This is a genomic window from Blastococcus atacamensis, from assembly GCF_002938425.1.
GTDB classification, from domain to species: Bacteria; Actinomycetota; Actinomycetes; order Mycobacteriales; family Geodermatophilaceae; genus Blastococcus; species Blastococcus atacamensis.
In genome coordinates this window covers 21405-36069 of the sequence record NZ_POQU01000034.1, presented here as the reverse complement: position 1 = coordinate 36069, position 14665 = coordinate 21405, and the positions used below count along the sequence as shown (strand labels likewise).

Below are 14665 nucleotides of genomic sequence, written 5' to 3'. Positions count from 1 at the left end.
AGAGGTGTATAAGAGACGGCCCACACCCCTGCCGGTGACGGCTGCGAACCCTGGTCGGGCGGTGGCGCGGCCGGGCCCGCCGGGGGCGGCGGCGGCGGAGCCCCCTGGGCGCCCACCGTGTCGCCGGAGGCAGGTGTCGTGTCGGAGGCGCCGATGGCCGGGCCGGGTGCCGCAGGCGCGCGGTAGTTGCCGGTGGGTGGCGGAACCGAGCCGCTGGTGATGCCGGACAGCGGCAGGCTGTCGACGGCGATCCCCGCGGCGTAGGCGCGGGCCAGGGCCAGCACCTGGGCGACGTACTCGTCGGAGTGGTTGTAGGCCAGCACGGCGCGGCGCAGCCCGGCCTCGTTGCCCAGGTTCCCGCCCGCCACGCACAGGTAGTGGGCGGCGCCCAGGGTGGCGTCGTCGATGTCGAAGGGGTCGGTGGTCCCGTTGCCGTCGGCGTCGATGGCGTAGGACCGCCAGGTGGTCGGGATGAACTGCATCGGCCCGACCGCGCGGTCGTAGGTGGTGTCGTGGTCGAAGCGGCCGTCGTCGGAGTCGCCGATGTAGGCGAACTGGCCGCCGTCCAGCGCCGGTCCGCGGATCTCCGGCACCGAGGTGCCGTCGGCCTGGAGCACCGCGCCGCCGAACCGGCCGTGGTTGGACTCCACCCGCCCGATGCCGGCCAGCAGCGACCAGTCGATCCCGCACTGCGGCTTGGCGTCGGCCATCCGGAGCGCCGCCACGCGGTAGGCGTTGAGCGCGACCATCGGGATGCCGTTGGCCGCCAGGCCGCTGATCGCCTCGGGGGCGGGCGGCTGCTGGTCCGCCGTCTGCTCGGGCGCCTCGCCCAGGGTGCGGGCACCGGCGGGCGCGCCGGCGGACAGGGCGGGTGCGCCCCACGCGACGGGCCTGTTCTCCCTGCTGGTGTCGGCGGACTGCTCGGTCAGATCGGGCTCGACCGGCTGGGCCACCCCGGCGACGACGCCGCCCAGCCCGACGAGCACGGCCGCGACGAGCGCCCCGCGCCGTCCCCGCCCTCCGCTCGGCGAGGACGCGCGACGCCGCCGCCCCCGTGCCTTCTGCTGAACACCTGTATCCGTAGACCTGCGCACCCGTTTGCTCCGAACGACCGCTGCTGATGTGGTCCCGTCCCCCGACCGGTGGCGCCTCGTTACCCGTGACCCGGGTTACTCAATCGCCGACGTGGTCCGACTCCGCCGTCGGCCCCAGCGGGTCAGGCCGCGGGGCTTCCAGAGGGCCAGTGCCGTGGCTCCGAGCAGCACGAGCAGTGCAGCGGCGGCGTCCACCACCAGTTGCAGTCGCATGCCGTCCAGGTCCGCACCGAGCCGGGCACCGCTCCCGGCGACCGCACCGAGGTGGCCGATCGGCCCCGAGTGCAGGAGCAGGAGCGCGGTCGAGGCGACCGTCAGGACCAGTTTCACCACCACCCAGTAGTGCCGGACCAGGCCCCACGGGGTTCCCAGGGACTGCAGCACGTCGGACCCCAGGGAGGCGAGGGCCAGCGGCACGATCACCGCATCGGTGACCACGTCCGCGGCCACGTAGGTGCCGCGGACCGTGGCCCGGGCGCTGGAGGCCAGGCCGGTGACGGCGAGGGCGAGGAACGCTCCGACCGCACCGAGCCAGCCCACCGACGTGGTGACGTGCAGGAGGAGCGCGGCCTTTCGGAGGCGCGGTGGCATCAGGGCCACAGGAGTCGCGTGGTCGCCGACCCGAGGTGGCTGCCGGGGCCGGCGCCGCTCCCCGCCAGGTGCAGTCCCAGCACCAGCAGGAGGACGACCAGAGTGAGGAGGCCCAGCACCATCACCCAGCGGGGAGTGCGCGGGGATCGGTCTGCTCCGGGAGGAGCGGGGTCGGGTGGCAGCTGGGTCATGCGGTCCTCCGGGGGCGTCATCGTCGATCGGGTGAGACACCATGTCCAGATCGAGACAGGGCGTCTCAGCAGAGTGACCTGATCGCATGCCGCCGCCGTGGACCGAGATGGTCGCCGGGCACCGCAGTTCGACGCGCGACGCGGTCCTGGACGCGACCGCCGCTCTCGTCGCCTCGCACGGCCTCGACCTGACCATGTCCCAGGTCGCGGAAGCCGCGGGAATCGGGCGCGCGACCCTCTACCGGCACTTCCCCGATCTCGACGCGGTGCTCACCGCCTGGCACGAACGGCAGATCGGCCGGCACCTGCAGCACCTGACCGCGATCCGGGACCGCGCGGACGACCCGGCCGACCGGTTGCCGGCGGTCCTCGCCGCCTACGCCGGGATGTCCCGGCACGGCGGGCAGTCGGAGACCGCCGCCCGGCTGCACCGGTCGGAGCACGCGGCCCGGGCCCACGACCAGCTGCGGACGTTCCTCGCCGAGCTGATCGCCGAGGAGGCCCGCGACGGCCGGGTGCGCGGCGACGTGCCACCGACGGAGCTGGCCGTCTTCGTGCTGGGCGCCCTGTCGGTGACCGGTGAGCTGTCCTCGGCCGCCGCGGTGCAGCGGCTGGTCGAGGTCACGCTCGCCGGGTTGCGCCCCGGCGCCTGACCTGAGGTCGCTCCGGCCGGCGGCCGGATGCGGCGGCGGGGCGGGCCGAGCCCACCCCGCCGCGCGTCCGGCTCAGCCGCCGAGCTCGGCGAGCAGCTGTTCCATCTCCGCGATCTCGGCGGCCTGCGTGTCTTGGATGGACTCCGCCATGGCGCGCGCGTCGGCGTTCTCCCCGTCCGCGAGCTCCGTCTCGGCCATCGCGATCGCGCCCCGGTGGTGCTCCACCATCATCTCGAGGAACATCCGGTCGAACTCGGCACCGGAAGCGGCGGCCAGGGCGGTCATGTCCTCGGCGGACATCATCCCGCCCATGCCCCCGTGACCCATGCTGCCGTGGTCGGTGCCGCTGCCGGCCTCGACGCCCCAGTCCTCCATCCAGCCGGACAGCGTCCGGATCTCAGGACCCTGCGCGGCCTCGATGCGTGCCGCGAGGTCGGTCACGCGCGGGTCGGCGGCACGGTCGGGCGCCAGGCCCGCCATCTCCACCGCCTGCTCGTGGTGCACCCGCATGCCGGAGGCGAAGGACTCGTCGGCGGCGTTGGCGTCCGTCGCCGCGTCGGAGCCGGCGGAGGCGCTGGACGAGCTGTCGGACGTGCCGGACATGCCGTCGTGGGAGGTGTCACCGGAGCAGCCGGCGATTGCGAGGGCACCGGCGAGCAGGGCGCCGGTCAGGGCTGTGCGGTGTGCGGACGTGCGGTTCATGAGCTGTTTCCTCTGTGGGTGCTGGACTCGGGCGTGCGCGGACCGCCACCGCGGCGGCAGGGGCCGAGGCGGTGCGGTGCGGCATTCGGCCTAGGTCCGGATCACGCAGAGGGCGTAGTGGTCCGGGGGATCCACGGGGGCTACCCGGTTCGGTCCTCGTGGTCGTGCCGGCGGGCTCACCCCGAGCGAGACTCCGCGGAGCTTCGCGGCCGCGGCGACCAGGGCGGCCAGACCGGCGGCGAGGACGGCCAGGCAGACGGCCGCCAGGTGGGCGGGGAGTTCCGGCGCGTGCTGCGGGGCGAGCGCCCCGACGTCCGCGGCCACGGGAGCGGCGGCGTGGACCACCGGGCCTTCGTGCACGGGTGTCTCGGCCGCTGCCAGGACGAGCGCCGCCGCCGCGACCTCTGGGTCGTGCGCGGCGTGCCCATCTCCGGCGGCACCGGAGTCGCACTGCAGGCCGTGACCCAGGAACACGGCGGCGAGCAGCAGTACGGCCGCCCAGATCCGCACCCCCGCCGCCACGCCGTCGAGACTACGAGCCCGGCGGGCACCTCGTCCGGCGAGCGGGGACGGCGACCACGCGCGCCCGGCAGGGATCGAACCTGCGACCAAGTGCTTAGAAGGCACCTGCTCTATCCGCTGAGCTACGGGCGCTCGGGCCCGATCATCGCATCGCCGCCCGGCGAGGGGACGGCACCTTCACGTGCCGTCGTCCACAAGGGGCAGGGTCGTCCACAGTTCGGCGGAGCCCCTGCTCATCGGGTTGCCACGGGCTCATTGTCGACGGCACACCGGCACCGAGCCGGTCGCGCCGTCCGGCGCAGCACCCTCGAGGAGCACCGTGAGCGCCACCGAGATCACCGTCATCGGCAACGTCGTCAAGGCCCCCACCCGCAACCGCACGCAGAACGGGAGCGTCACCAACTTCCGCGTGGCCGCCACCGAGCGCCGCTTCGACAGCGCGACGCAGGACTGGGTCGACGGCCACTCCTTCTTCATCGACGTGGAGTGCTGGGGCGAGCTGGGGGGCAACGTCTCGCACAGCATCAGCAAGGGCGACCCCGTTGTGGTGGTCGGCAACATCCGCACGGACGAGTGGGAGTCCGAGCAGGGGCGCCGCAGCCGCCCGCAGATCAAGGCCGAGGCGGTGGCGCCCAACCTGGCCCGGGGGGTCGCCGACTTCCGCCGGACGCCACGGACCGCTCCGGCGGCCCCGGACGAGCCGAACACGGCGGAGGACGAGGCCGGCGGCTACGTGTCGGGCCGGGACTACGTGGGCGCCGATGACGCGTTCGAGGAGATGACCGAGGACCTCTCCGCGGAACCCGCGCACGTCTAGTTGCCGGGAGCTGGGAGGATCGCAGGCGAGAACGCACGGGGTGGGGTCGCGATCCGGCGGCCCCGCCCCCGCTCGCAAGACGACGGAAGGCTCCCACGCCAGTGGCTCAGTACATCTACACGATGGTCCGCGCGCGCAAGGCGCACGGCGACAAGGTGATCCTCGACAACGTCACCCTGTCGTTCCTGCCCGGCGCCAAGATCGGTGTCGTCGGCCCGAACGGCGCCGGCAAGTCGACCGTGCTCCAGATCATGGCCGGCATGCAGCAGGCCTCCAACGGCGAGGCCTCGCTCGCGCCGGGCGCATCCGTCGGCATCCTCCTGCAGGAGCCACCGCTGAACGAGAAGCTCGACGTGCGGGGCAACGTGGAGGAGGCGGTCAAGCCGCTCCGCGACGCACTGCGCCGGTTCGAGGAGGTCAGCGCGGCGATGGGTGAGCCCGACGCCGACTTCGACTCCCTCCTCACCGAGCAGGGCGAGCTGATGGAGGTCATCGAGAACTCCGACGGCTGGGAGCTCGACGCGCGCATCGAGCAGGCCATGGACGCACTGCGCTGCCCGCCCGGCGAGGCCGACGTCACGGTCCTCTCCGGCGGTGAGCGCCGCCGCGTGGCGCTGTGCAAGCTGCTGCTCGAGGCGCCGGACCTGCTGCTGCTCGACGAGCCCACCAACCACCTCGACGCCGAGAGCGTCGCCTGGTTGGAGCAGCACCTCGAGAAGTACGCCGGCACCGTCGTCGCCGTCACCCACGACCGGTACTTCCTGGACAACGTGGCGCAGTGGATCCTCGAGCTCGACCGCGGCCGCGCGTACCCCTACGAGGGCAACTACTCCACCTACCTCGAGACCAAGGCCGCCCGCCTCCAGGTCGAGGGAGCCAAGGACGCCAAGCGCGCCAAGCGGCTCAAGGACGAGCTGGAGTGGGTCCGGTCGGGCGCCAAGGCGCGGCAGGCCAAGAGCAAGGCGCGGCTGGCCCGCTACGAGGAGATGGCCGCGGAGGCGGACAAGTTCCGCAAACTGGACTTCGAGGAGATCCAGATCCCGCCGGGCCCGCGTCTGGGCAGCGTCGTCGTCGAGACCAAGAACCTCACCAAGTCCTTCGGCGACCGCGTGCTGATCGACGACCTGTCGTTCACGCTCCCGCGCAACGGGATCGTCGGCGTCGTCGGCCCCAACGGCGTGGGCAAGACGACGCTGTTCAAGATGCTGGTCGGCGAGGAGAGGGCCGACGGGGGCGAGATCAAGGTCGGCGAGACGGTCAAGCTGTCCTACGTCGAGCAGAGCCGCAGCGGCATCGACCCCAAGAAGACGCTGTGGGACGTCGTCTCCGACGGCCTGGACCACATCAAGGTCGGCAACGTCGAGATGCCCTCCCGGGCCTACGTCGCCGCGTTCGGCTTCAAGGGCCCGGACCAGCAGAAGCCGGCGGGCGTGCTCTCCGGTGGCGAGCGCAACCGGCTGAACCTGGCGTTGACGCTCAAGCAGGGCGGCAACCTGCTGCTGCTCGACGAGCCGACCAACGACCTCGACACCGAGACGCTCACCAGCCTGGAGAACGCGCTGCTGGAGTTCCCCGGCTGCGCCGTGGTCGTCAGCCACGACCGGTGGTTCCTCGACCGCGTCGCCACGCACATCCTCGCCTACGAGGGTGAGTCCAAGTGGTTCTGGTTCGAGGGCAACTTCGCCGACTACGAGAAGAACAAGGTCGAGCGGCTCGGTCAGGACGCCACCCGTCCGCACCGTGCGACCTACCGCAAGCTCTCCCGCGACTGACGAAGGACTCCGCTGCCCCCCGGAACTCGCAGGCTCGCTGCGGGGCCCTGCAGCGGGGACGTTCCACAGGGTTGCACTGGCCGGCACGGAGTTCGCTCCGCGCCGGCCAGTGCCGTCTCGCGGGTTGCCGGTCGCAGACCGACGTCCGCGGAGCGCACGGTGGTCCGGTGGTCGAAGATCCTCTAACGTCGCGCCCCTCCCTGCCGCGCAACCGGTGCGGCCGCTTCACCGCGGAGCACACATGACCCTCATGGCCCAGGCCCGAGCGGAGCGCGAGGACCTGCGTGACCTGCTGGGGACGCTCAGCCCGGAGCAGTGGCGCGCCCCGTCGCTGTGCGCCGGCTGGTCGGTGCGCGACGTGGTGGCGCACGTGCTCAGCTACGAGGAACTCAGCGGGCGCGAGCTGGCCGGACGGTTGGCCCGCGGCCGGTTCACGGTCGATCGCAGCAACGCCATCGGCCTGCGCGAGCTCTCGGCGCTGACGGCGGCCCAGCTGATCGGGCTCCTCGACGAGCACCTGACCCCCGCGGGGCTCACCGCCGGGATGGGAGGGCGGATCGCCCTGACCGACGGGATGATCCACCAGCAGGACATCCGGCGTCCGCTCGGCCTGCCCCGGGCCATCCCCTCCGAGCGGCTGCTGCCCGCCCTGCGGACCGCGCTCGTCGCGCCGACGCTGCTGGGTGCCCTCCGCGTGCGCGGCGTCCGGCTGGTGGCCACCGACATCGACTGGACCTTCGGGCGCGGCCCCGAGCTCCGCGGCACGGGGGAGGCGATCCTGATGACCGTGGCCGGACGCGGCGCCGCCCTGGCCGAGCTGTCCGGGGACGGCCGGGAGCGCGTCGCGCGCCGGCTCGGTCCCTGAGCGCGGTGCCCGGTCAGCCGGCAGCGAAGCCGAGGACGAACCGGCGCTGCGCCCGCATCTCGACCGCCCGCGGCCGGTAGCGCTCGCGCACGTACCCGACCGCCGCCACCGCCGGCACGCCGTCCAGGACGGCCAGGCAGGCCAGCGCCGTTCCGGTCCGCCCGGTGCCACCCGAGCACGCCACCTCCACGCGCTCGTCCGCAGCCCGCTCCCATGCCTCGGTCAGCGCATGCCGCAGGTCGGTCGGGTCGCGGGGCAGGCGGAAGTCCGGCCACCGGACCCATCGGCTGTCCCAGTCCATCGGGCTGGCCGGTTGCCGGGCGAGGTAGACGCCGAACCGCGGCAGCGGACCGGCGGGAAGAGGTGCGCGAAGGCTCCGCCCGCGCACCAGGCGGCCGGACGGCAGCGCCAGCACACCCGGTGTCCCGGCGTGCCACGGCTCGTCCACCCGCCTGAGGCTAGGGCCACGTGGGGACCGGTCGCGGCCGGCGCCCGACGAGTAGGGCAGGGTGCAGCGTGTGAGGCACACGGTGCAGGTCCCGATGCGCTGGTCGGACATGGACGCCTACCAGCACATCAACAACGTCGCCTTCCTCAGCTACTTCGAGATGGCCCGGGTGAACCTGTTCTTCGAGCATCCCACCCACGACGCGCACACCGGCATGCGCCGCGGACTCGTCGTCGCCTCCCACGAGATCGCCTACAAGCGGCCGGTGGTCTACGACCGCGACCCCTTGGAGGTGCAGGTCTGGGTCTCCGGCGTCCGGGCGGCAGCGTTCACCTGCCACTACGAGCTGTTCGACCACGGCAGCCTCGCCGTCACCGGCAGCACCCTGCTCGTCCCGTTCGACTTTTCGTTGAACCGGCCGCGCCGGCTCACCACCGAGGAGAAGGAGTTCCTCGCCCGCTGGACCGACGAGCCGGCCGGCGCCTGAGCCGTCGTCCTGCCAGGCCACCAGCCCGCGAGCGCACAGGAGTGACCGTGCCGCACACCTTCACCGATGTCGCCGCAGCCCCTGACCCGGTCGCGGCGGTCCTCACGGCCGCTGACCGTGGCGGGCTGATCGGGCTCCGGACCTCGGGCACGACCAGTCGGCCCCGCGTGGTCGTCCGGACCGCCGCGTCCTGGACCGACTCCTTCCCGCACTTCTCGGAGCTGGCCGGGATCGACGACTCCACCCGGGCCTGCATACCCGGCCCGTTGTCGGCGACCATGAACCTGTTCGCCGCGGTGCACGCGCGGCACTCCCGGATACCGCTCGTCGACGACCCGGCCGAGGCCACGCACATCCAGCTCACGCCCACCGCGCTGCTGGGCCTGCTGCGGGACGGCGTGGATCTGCGCTCGCGCACGGTGGTGGTCGCCGGGGACCGGCTGCGTCCGGCCCTGGCGGCGCAGGCGCGGGCCGCAGGCGCCCGGGTCGCCCACTACTACGGGGCCGCCGAGCTGTCCTTCGTCGCCTGGGGCACCGACGAGGCGGACCTGCGGCCGTTCCCCGACGTCGCCGTCGAGATCCGGGACGGGCAGGTCTGGGCGCGCTCGCCCTTCCTCTCCCGCGGCTACGCAGGAGGCGAGGAGGGACCGTTCACCCTGGCCGGGGACGGCTTCGCCACCGTGGGCGACCGGGGTCGGCTGGCCGGCGGGGTCCTCACGGTGACCGGCCGCGGCATCGAGGCCGTCGTCACCGGTGGGGTGACCGTCCACGTCGACGACGTGGAGGAGGCCCTGCGCCGCAGCACGGCGAGCGAGGTGGTCGTCGTCGGCGTTCCGCATCCTCGGTTCGGCGCGCTCGTGACCGCCGTCCTCGCCGACCCGGCAGCCCTGGCGGCGGCCCGCCGGGCGGCGCGGACCGAGCTGCCCCCGGGCCAGCGGCCGCGCCGGTGGTTCGTCCTGCCGCGATTCCCCGTCACCGGCGCCGGCAAGGTCGACCGCGCCGCGGTCGCCGACCTGGTGGCCTCCGGCCGTGTCGCGCCGGTCGACACGACGTCCGGGGACGGCTCCGCGTGACGGCCGTCGATGCCCCGGTCATCGTGGCGGCGCGTCGCACGCCGATCGGGACGGCGGGGCGGCTACTGGCGGGGTACACCGCCGCCGATCTCGCCGCCGCCGTCCTCGGTGACCTCGCGGCCGACGCGCGGACAGGCCAGGACGCGGGCGCGCCGCTGCGCGAGGTCGTGCTGGGCAACTGCATGGGTCCCGGTGGGGACGTCGCCCGCGTCGCCGCCCTCCAGGCCGGCCTGCCGGTGTCAGTTCCCGGTCTCACCGTCGACCGGCAGTGCGCAAGTGGACTCGCGGCCGTCGTCCTCGGCGCCACCGCGCTGCGCGGTGAGGTGGGGACCGTGCTGGCAGGGGGTGTGGAATCGGCCTCCACCGCTCCGTGGCGGTCCTGGCCGCCGCGCGGGGACGTGCCCGCGGCCCGCTACGAGCGAGCCCCCTTCGCCCCCTCGGACCTCGGCGACCCGGACATGGGGCCGGCGGCCGACCTGATCGCCCGGGAGCACGGGATCACGCGCGCCCAGCAGGACGAGTACGCCGCCCGCTCCCACGCCCGTGCCATGGCGACCCAGCGGATCGACGGCTTCGCCGCCGAGATGGTCCCCCTCGGGGGGATCTCCCGCGACCAGCGTCCGCGGGACGGTCTGACCGTCGAGCGGCTCGGGCGACTGCGGCCGGCCTTCGACCCGGCGGGCACCGTGACCGCCGGCAACTCCTGCGGGATCAACGACGGCGCGGCGGTGGTCACCCTGGTCGACGCCGCGACCCACCGCCGGCGGGGAGGACGGGGCCTGCGGGTGCTCGCCACCGCAACCGCCGGTGTCGACCCGAACCGCCCGGGGCTCGGCATCGTGCCCGCGGCGCAGGAGTCCCTCGACCGGGCGGGCCTGGCCATCGGCGACATCGACGTGGTGGAGTTCAACGAGGCGTTCGCCGGGCAGGTCCTCGCCTGCTGCGCCGAGCTGCGGCTGGAGCCCGAGCGGATCTGCCCGCAGGGGGGTGCGCTGGCTCTCGGCCACCCATGGGGAGCCTCGGGTGCGGTCCTCGCCGTCCGGCTGTTCTCCCAGCTGGCCCTCGGGAACGCGGGGCGTTACGGGCTCGCCGCCATCGCCGCGGGCGGTGGACAAGGGGTGGCGATGGTCGTGGAGGTGTGCGGGTGAAGGGGATCAGACCTGACGCGGCACCGGTCGTCCGGCGCCGGTGGGCGCTCCACGGCGGGCGGCCTCCTCCTCGTCGAGCAGCCGCACCTCGGCGCCCGAGGCGATCGGCGCTCCGGTGAAGACTGCCGCGTTGACCCCGCCCCGGAAGGCCATCGCCTTGACCAGCCGCGTGCCGGTCAGCCGCTCCAGATGCGTGCAGGGCGGGCAGCGTTTCATCCCGAACAGCAGCGCGTCGCCCACGACGAACCACCGGCCGACGAGTTCGGGCAGCGCGATGCCGCGGGTGACCAGATTGCGTCGCGTGTCTCCCGGCGTCAGCGCCGCGCCGGTTTCCACGGCGAGCGCGGCGACGTCGTCCGCGTCGATGAGCGTCAGCTGCTTCTCCAGGTCCGGGTACCGCGCCCAGGTGCCGCCACCCAGCGCGTAGCGGTCGCCCTCGAGCCCTGCCCCCGCGATCAGCCGGCCGGCGGGCACCCGCTCCATCGGCCCGGCCGCCGCCGGCGTCCGCCAGATCTCCAGCACGGTCCCGCTCATGGCGCCGGTGCTCCGGCACGCCGGTCGCGGGGGGACACCGGGGCGTCGGCCCCGCGGGCGTCCAGAGCCTCCCCGAGGGTGGCGGCCAGCCGGAGCACCTGCACGAGCAGTGGCACCAGCATGCCCAGGCGCATGCCGGTCGCGCCGCGAGCCGCCTGCGCCTCCCGGATCCGCTGGGCCCGCTCGGCGATCAGGGGCACGAAGCGCAGGGTCATCGCGATCACCAGGCCGACCCGGGCCGGGCGCACGCCGAAGACCCCCAGTGGCCGGACCAGCCACTCCACGACGGCGACCAGCGCGGTCACCCGCGTCGTCGCGGTCACCACCGCGGCGGCCAGCACCAGTGCCAGCAACCGGGTGACGGCGAGCGTTCCGGTGCGCCAGTCGGTGACCACGAGGTGGAACACGAGCAGCACCGCCAGCCATGGCCACACCGGGCGCACCTGGGCGACCAGCGCGCGCAGCGGCAGCCGGGCCGCGGCCAGCGCTACCACCGCCACGGCAACCAGCGCGCCGACGACCACGTCCAGCCGCTCGATCAGGAACAGGCCCGCGCCCAGACCGGTCAGCAGGGCCAGCTTCAGCCCGGCGGGCGCCCGGTGCACGGGGCTGGCGACGGGCACGTACAGCGCGAGCGTCATGGCACCGGCCGCCCGGACGGGGGCGAGGTCACGACAACCGGTCCACGTACCAGCGAAGCGTCTCGGCAGGCGCGCCGTCGGCGGCGACCCGGCCGTCCTCGAACACCAGCACCCGATCGAAACCGGTCAAGAGGTCCAGGTGGTGGGTGACCACCACGACGTGCTGCTCCAGCTCGTCGATGACGCGCGCGACGCGCCGGGTGTTGGCCAGGTCCAGCAGGGTCGTGGGCTCGTCGAACACCACCCGCTGGGGCTGCATGACCAGCACTCCGGCGATCGCGAGGAGCTGCTTCTGGCCGCCCGAGAGCAGGTGTGCCGGATGGTCGTGATGTCCGGCCAGGCCGTAGCGGGCGAGCATGTCCTCGACCCGGCGCGCCCGCTCGTCGGCCGGCACCCCCAGGTTGGTCAGGCCGAACTCGACGTCCTCGGCGACGGTGGGATGCACGATCTGCGCGTCGGGGTCCTGGAACACGAAACCCACCCGGCGACGGACCTCCCGCAGCTGTGTCCGGGTGTCCAGCCCGTCGACGAGGACAGTGCCGGCGGATGGGACGACCAGGCCGTTCAGCAGCCGGGCGAAGGTGCTCTTGCCCGATCCGTTCGCCCCGACCACGCCCACCCGGGACTCGCCCAGGGTCAGCGTGACGTCGTGCAGAACCGGCCGGTCGCCGTAGGCATGGGAGACGTTCTGTAGTTCGAGCGCCGTCCGCGGAAGGTCGGCGGCCGCGGTGACCTCGGCCCCCCGCCGTCCCCACCGCACGGTCAGCCCGCCGCCGCCGGCCGCCGGGCGGGCAGCTCGATGACCGGGTATGCCCGTCGCACCGCGACCGCCACCACCGAGGCGGCGCCCGCCTTCACCAGGTCACCGGGGATGAAGGCCAGCGAGCCCGTCGCTGCGGCCGTCAGCGAGACGTCGCCGAACAGAGCGGTGAACGGGATGCCGATCGCGTAGATGACGGCGATGCCGCCGATCAGGTTGGCCACCAGAGCCCACGCCAGGTTGAACCGGCGCCACGTCAGCTGGGTCAGGAGCCCGATGACGAACGCGGCGATCGGCCAGCTGTAGAGGTATCCGGCGGACGGGCCGACGAAGACTGCCAGCCCACCGCGGCCGCCCGACAGCAGGGGCGCTCCGACCGCGACGACGGCCAGGAAGGTCAGCAGCGCCAGCCCGCCGCGGCGCGCACCGAGCACCGAGCCGGCCAGCATGACGCCCAGGGTCTGCGCCGTGATCGGCACCGGGATGCCGGGCACGGGCACCGGCGGCACCAGACCCAGCACCGCGACGATGGCGGCGAACAGTGCGACGTAGGCGAGATCCTTGGACTTCACCCGGCGGAAATTACCCGAGTCGTTCCGGCGGCCCGTCCAGCGGTCATGCCTGGAGCCACACCGCGGTGTCGTCGGACACGCTGCCGCCGTCCACGGGGGCGCTGCTGAGCAGCACCCGGCCCTCCGGCAGCGGCACCGCGGAGCCCGACAGGTTGAGGAAGCAGATCAGCCCACCGGACCGACGGAAGACGACACATCCGTCGGGTGCCTGTAGCCACTGCACGTCCTCCCCGGTGAATGCGGGGGAGGCGCTGCGCAGTGACAGCGCCGTTCGGTACAGCGACAGCATCGAACCGTCGTCCGCACGCTGCGCCTCGGCGGTCAGCGGACCCCACCCCTCGGGCATCGGCAGCCAGGTGTCCGGGCGCGAGGAGAACCCGTAGGAAGGCTGGTCGCCCGACCACGGCACGGGGACCCGACAGGCGTCGCGTCCCCGCTCGGCGCCCTCGGACCGGAACCAGATCGGGTCCTGGAGCACCTCGTCGGGGAGGTCGACGTCGGGCATCCCGAGCTCGTCGCCGTTGTAGAGGTAGGCAGCGCCGGGCAGGGCGAGCTGGAGCAGCGCCGCCGCCCTGGCCCGCCTGGTGCCCAGCTCGCCGTCGCCGTAGCGGGTCACGTGCCGCGGCCGGTCGTGGTTGGACAGCACCCAGCAGGCCGGCGCCGGTGTTCCGGCCACGGCGGCGAGGGAGTGGATGACCGCGTCCCGCAAACCCTCCGGCGACCACTGCGCGGTCAGCAGCTTGAAGTTGAACGCCAGCTGCAGCTCGTCGGGGGCCAGGTACTGCGCGAGCCGGTCGTCGTCGGAGACCCAGACCTCGCCCACGGCCATCGTGCCGGGGTACTGGTCCAGCACCGCCCGGATCCGGCGGTGCACGACGTGGACGCCGTCCTGGTCGAACCGGTGGTCGCCGGGACCGTGGTCGTCGAGCAGTCCGGTGTCCTCCATCGGCACCATGTCCGGCAGCCCCTCGGGCTTGGCCATGCCGTGCGCGACGTCGATCCGGAAGCCGTCCACGCCTCGGTCGAGCCAGAAGCGCATCGTCTCCTCGAGGTCGGCGACCACCTCCGGGTTGGCGAAGTTCAGGTCCGGCTGCTCGGGGGCGAAGATGTGCAGGTACCACTGGCCGTCGGGCACGCGGGTCCAGGCCGGGCCGCCGAACACCGAGGGCCAGTTGTTGGGCGGCTCGCTGCCGTCGGACCCGCGACCGTCGCGGAAGATGTAGCGCCCCCGCTCCGGCGATCCGGGTCCCGCCTCCAGCGCGGCCTGGAACCACTCGTGGTCGTGCGAGCTGTGGTTGGGCACCAGGTCCACGGTCACGCGGATGCCCAGGGCGTGCGCCTCGGCCAGCATCGCGTCGAACTCCGCGAGGTCCCCGAACACCGGCTCGACGTCCCTCGGGTCGGCGACGTCGTAGCCGTGGTCGGCCATGGGCGAGGGGTAGAACGGCGTGATCCACAGCGCGTCGACGCCGAGGTCGGCGAGGTAGGGCAGGCGGGACCGGATGCCGGCCAGGTCGCCCACGCCGTCGCCGTTCCCGTCGGCGAAGCTGCGGATGTAGATCTGGTAGAAGACCGCGTCCCGCCACCACGTGGCGTCGGTCGAGCGGAACGTGCGGTCAGCCCCCTGCAGGGACCCATCGGGAGCTTGCGAGCGGTGGGGGGCAAGGGGTCCTTCTACCGGGGTCACCGGGCTCCTCGGGGTCGTGGATGAGCGGGTGCGACGCCGCTGAGCGAGCGCAGCTCGCGGCCGGGGTGCCGTTCGACACCCCGGGAGGTCGGACAACGGTCCCAGAGT

General features: G+C 73.6%; 18 protein-coding genes and 1 tRNA gene. 7 read left to right on the top strand and 12 right to left on the bottom strand.

All coding sequences use genetic code 11. The features are described from left to right. The 3 genes from C5508_RS10195 to C5508_RS10185 all read right to left on the bottom strand — a co-directional run. A partial coding sequence (locus C5508_RS10195; protein ID WP_104524830.1) for a lytic transglycosylase domain-containing protein occupies positions 1–986 on the bottom strand: 986 nt, incomplete at its 3' end. Positions 987–1169: 183 nt separating this feature from the next. Further along, a complete protein-coding gene (locus C5508_RS10190) occupies positions 1170–1685 on the bottom strand; it encodes a hypothetical protein (RefSeq protein WP_104524834.1) in 516 nt (171 codons plus the stop codon). Next, positions 1685–1876: a hypothetical protein gene (locus tag C5508_RS10185; RefSeq protein WP_104524829.1), complete on the bottom strand. Its 192-nt coding sequence runs from the start codon at positions 1874–1876 to the stop codon at positions 1685–1687. Before C5508_RS10185 ends, C5508_RS10190 begins: the two co-directional genes overlap by 1 nt. A gap of 86 nt (positions 1877–1962) precedes the next feature. Between C5508_RS10185 and C5508_RS10180 the strand changes: the two genes are divergently transcribed. Further along, positions 1963–2529 carry a TetR/AcrR family transcriptional regulator gene (locus C5508_RS10180; protein WP_104524828.1) on the top strand — a complete coding sequence of 189 codons (567 nt, stop codon included), beginning with the start codon at positions 1963–1965 and terminating at the stop codon, positions 2527–2529. 72 nt (positions 2530–2601) lie between these two features. Here C5508_RS10180 and C5508_RS10175 read toward each other — a convergent pair whose 3' ends face one another. The 3 genes from C5508_RS10175 to C5508_RS10165 form a co-directional block, all read right to left on the bottom strand. Continuing rightward, the gene (locus C5508_RS10175) at positions 2602–3231 is read right to left on the bottom strand and encodes a DUF305 domain-containing protein (RefSeq protein ID WP_104524827.1); all 630 of its coding nucleotides are present in this window, start codon (positions 3229–3231) and stop codon (positions 2602–2604) included. Positions 3232–3321: 90 nt separating this feature from the next. Further along, positions 3322–3753: a hypothetical protein gene (locus C5508_RS10170; RefSeq protein ID WP_104524826.1), complete on the bottom strand. Its 432-nt coding sequence runs from the start codon at positions 3751–3753 to the stop codon at positions 3322–3324. A gap of 59 nt (positions 3754–3812) precedes the next feature. Then, positions 3813–3885: transfer RNA gene (locus C5508_RS10165), tRNA-Arg, on the bottom strand. 187 nt (positions 3886–4072) lie between these two features. Between C5508_RS10165 and C5508_RS10160 the strand changes: the two genes are divergently transcribed. From C5508_RS10160 to C5508_RS10150, 3 genes are all read left to right on the top strand, one after another. After that, the gene (locus C5508_RS10160; RefSeq protein WP_104524825.1) at positions 4073–4570 is read left to right on the top strand and encodes a single-stranded DNA-binding protein; all 498 of its coding nucleotides are present in this window, start codon (positions 4073–4075) and stop codon (positions 4568–4570) included. A gap of 101 nt (positions 4571–4671) precedes the next feature. Then, positions 4672–6342 carry an energy-dependent translational throttle protein EttA gene (gene ettA / locus C5508_RS10155; RefSeq protein WP_104524824.1) on the top strand — a complete coding sequence of 557 codons (1671 nt, stop codon included), beginning with the start codon at positions 4672–4674 and terminating at the stop codon, positions 6340–6342. A gap of 241 nt (positions 6343–6583) precedes the next feature. Further along, positions 6584–7207, top strand: coding sequence for a maleylpyruvate isomerase family mycothiol-dependent enzyme (locus tag C5508_RS10150; protein ID WP_104524823.1), 624 nt, complete (start codon positions 6584–6586; stop codon positions 7205–7207). Positions 7208–7220: 13 nt separating this feature from the next. Here the strand turns inward: C5508_RS10150 and C5508_RS10145 are convergent, their stop codons facing one another. Continuing rightward, the gene (locus C5508_RS10145) at positions 7221–7655 is read right to left on the bottom strand and encodes a protein-tyrosine phosphatase family protein (RefSeq protein WP_104524822.1); all 435 of its coding nucleotides are present in this window, start codon (positions 7653–7655) and stop codon (positions 7221–7223) included. A 70-nt stretch (positions 7656–7725) separates the two neighbouring features. On the opposite strand from C5508_RS10145, the gene C5508_RS10140 reads away from it, so the two are divergent. Genes C5508_RS10140 through C5508_RS10130 form a run of 3 tightly spaced genes read left to right on the top strand, consistent with a single transcriptional unit; the run spans position 7726 to position 10363 of the window. Continuing rightward, positions 7726–8142 carry an acyl-CoA thioesterase gene (locus C5508_RS10140; protein WP_104524821.1) on the top strand — a complete coding sequence of 139 codons (417 nt, stop codon included), beginning with the start codon at positions 7726–7728 and terminating at the stop codon, positions 8140–8142. A 47-nt stretch (positions 8143–8189) separates the two neighbouring features. Continuing rightward, positions 8190–9215, top strand: a complete 1026-nt coding sequence (locus C5508_RS10135; RefSeq protein ID WP_157944056.1) for an AMP-binding protein — start codon at positions 8190–8192, stop codon at positions 9213–9215. Beyond that, the gene (locus C5508_RS10130; RefSeq protein WP_104524820.1) at positions 9212–10363 is read left to right on the top strand and encodes a thiolase family protein; all 1152 of its coding nucleotides are present in this window, start codon (positions 9212–9214) and stop codon (positions 10361–10363) included. Before C5508_RS10135 ends, C5508_RS10130 begins: the two co-directional genes overlap by 4 nt. A 6-nt stretch (positions 10364–10369) precedes the next feature. Here the strand turns inward: C5508_RS10130 and C5508_RS10125 are convergent, their stop codons facing one another. Genes C5508_RS10125 through C5508_RS10105 form a run of 5 tightly spaced genes read right to left on the bottom strand, consistent with a single transcriptional unit; the run spans position 10370 to position 14557 of the window. Then, on the bottom strand, positions 10370–10897 hold the full coding sequence (locus tag C5508_RS10125) for an MOSC domain-containing protein (RefSeq protein WP_104524819.1): 528 nt from the start codon (positions 10895–10897) through the stop codon (positions 10370–10372). Further along, positions 10894–11538: an energy-coupling factor transporter transmembrane component T family protein gene (locus C5508_RS10120; RefSeq protein ID WP_104524818.1), complete on the bottom strand. Its 645-nt coding sequence runs from the start codon at positions 11536–11538 to the stop codon at positions 10894–10896. The genes C5508_RS10125 and C5508_RS10120 overlap by 4 nt, the downstream gene beginning before the upstream one ends. Before the next feature lie 28 nt (positions 11539–11566). Next, the gene (locus tag C5508_RS10115; RefSeq protein WP_104524817.1) at positions 11567–12298 is read right to left on the bottom strand and encodes an energy-coupling factor ABC transporter ATP-binding protein; all 732 of its coding nucleotides are present in this window, start codon (positions 12296–12298) and stop codon (positions 11567–11569) included. Positions 12299–12300: 2 nt separating this feature from the next. After that, positions 12301–12870 (bottom strand): biotin transporter BioY, encoded by a 570-nt coding sequence (locus C5508_RS10110; RefSeq protein ID WP_104524816.1) that lies wholly within the window; start codon positions 12868–12870, stop codon positions 12301–12303. Positions 12871–12913: 43 nt separating this feature from the next. Further along, positions 12914–14557: a glycoside hydrolase family 13 protein gene (locus C5508_RS10105; RefSeq protein ID WP_232797038.1), complete on the bottom strand. Its 1644-nt coding sequence runs from the start codon at positions 14555–14557 to the stop codon at positions 12914–12916. Positions 14558–14665 lie beyond the last annotated feature (108 nt).